This is a genomic window from Citrobacter sp. ANG330 (assembly GCF_047467925.1).
GTDB classification, from domain to species: domain Bacteria; phylum Pseudomonadota; class Gammaproteobacteria; order Enterobacterales; family Enterobacteriaceae; genus Citrobacter_A; species Citrobacter_A amalonaticus_G.
Map to the genome: position 1 here is coordinate 1 of NZ_JASJUI010000033.1, position 667 is coordinate 667.

1 pseudogene is annotated in these 667 nt (G+C 64.3%); it reads right to left on the reverse strand.

The window, feature by feature from the left end:
* Positions 1-667, reverse strand: a pseudogene (locus QNN88_RS22805) (hypothetical protein); the annotation flags it as partial.

Sequence of the window (667 nt, forward strand, 5' to 3'; positions counted from 1 at the left end):
GCTGACTGACCTGCCATCAGGCGTGACAATTTCCGTGACATTCCCGGAGCCGATATTCAGCCGGTATTCGGTTTTTCGCCCGGCAGCATCCGTCATCGCCACCATGCGGCCCGCGTTATCAAATTCCCGCGTAACCACACTGCCGTCAGCTTTTTCTTCCTTAATCACCCGTTTCAGTCCGCCTTCACCTTCAGTGTGCAGCACCTCCCGGCGGTTCAGGCTGTCGGTGATGGCGACGGCATTTTTCTCATACTCATACGAGTAACTCAGCCCGGCCGGATTGTGCTGCTCCACCACACGGCCGGCCGCATCATAGCGGTAGGTGGTCCGGGGCCGTCCGGCGTACTGGTGCGCCGTCATGCGTCCCGGGTGTTTATCGTCATAAGTGAAGCCCCGCACCGGCGTATCGCTGCGGTCATACACCGCCGACAGCTCGCCACGCGGGGTGTACGTATAGCGGGCCAGGGGCAACGCCGGGAGATTCTCCGGGTATGCCGGGTCGTGGGTCAGCCACACGGCCTCAAGGCGGATGCCGCGGTCTGCGCCATAGCCGGAGACCGGCATCGTCTGCGGGTATTCCGGCGCCCTGACGCCGGAGGAGACCGCCTGTTTACGCGCCGCCTCCGCCCGCTGCGCCTGCGTGGTCAGCGCCAGCCGGAAGCGGCGG